Source organism: Flavobacterium poyangense, assembly GCF_011751075.1.
Classification (GTDB): Bacteria; Bacteroidota; Bacteroidia; order Flavobacteriales; family Flavobacteriaceae; genus Flavobacterium; species Flavobacterium poyangense.
Genome location: NZ_JAALLN010000072.1, coordinates 1 through 915 on the forward strand (window position 1 = coordinate 1; position 915 = coordinate 915).

The 915-nt window shown below is 67.0% G+C and carries 1 protein-coding gene; it reads left to right on the forward strand.

What is annotated here, in order from left to right; genetic code table 11:
* Positions 1–489: 489 nt before the first annotated feature.
* Positions 490–915, forward strand: a 426-nt coding sequence (locus G3A47_RS23710; protein ID WP_256371231.1) for an MFS transporter, incomplete at its 3' end; no start/stop codon positions are given.

Here is a 915-nt window from a genome sequence, read left to right on the forward strand (position 1 = left end):
GAAGCTCGTCATCCTCGACCTCGGAGCGACCGCAGGGAGTGGAGAGTGTCGGGGATCCATGCCGGAACGACGAAGGAAACATCGGAACGCCGGAGAGCAAGCTTCGACCCAACAACTCCAATCGGCCCAGAAGCCAAGGCTTCAACCACCGCAACACCGTTTCAACAAACAAATGTCATCGCCCCGCCTGAGGGGCACATGAGGCACATGTCATGAGCACTATGATGGATAGCAAAGGCGCCGCCGCGGCGGCGACCCCTTCCGCCCGGTGGGCACTGCTGGCGCTGGCGATCGGCGCCTTCGGCATCGGCACCACGGAATTCTCGCCGATGGGGCTGCTGCCGGTGATCGCGCAAGGGGTCGACGTGTCGATCCCGACGGCCGGGCTGCTGATCAGCGCCTATGCGATCGGCGTGCTGGTCGGCGCGCCGTTCATGACGCTGGCGTTCAGCCGCTTCGGCAAGCGCACGGCGCTGATGCTTCTTCACCATCGGCAACCTGATGTCGGCGATGGCGCCGGGCTATTTCACGCTGCTCGCCGCCCGCCTCGTCACCAGCCTCAACCATGGCGCCTTCTTCGGCCTCGGTGCCGTGGTGGCGGCGAGCGTGGTGCCGAAGGAGAAGCAGGCCAGCGCGGTCGCCGCCATGTTCATGGGGCTGACCATCGCCAATATCGGCGGCGTGCCGGCCGCCACCTGGGTCGGCCAGCAGATCGGCTGGCGCATGGCCTTCGCCGGCACGGCCCTGATCGGTCTCCTCGCCATCACGGCGCTGTGGCTGGCGCTGCCGAGAGGCGAGCGCGGCCAGATGCCGGATGTGAAGCGCGAGCTGCGGGTGCTGACGCGGCCGGCCGTGCGGCTTGCCATGGCCACCACGGTGCTGGGTGCGGGTGCGATGTTTTCGCTCTACACCTAT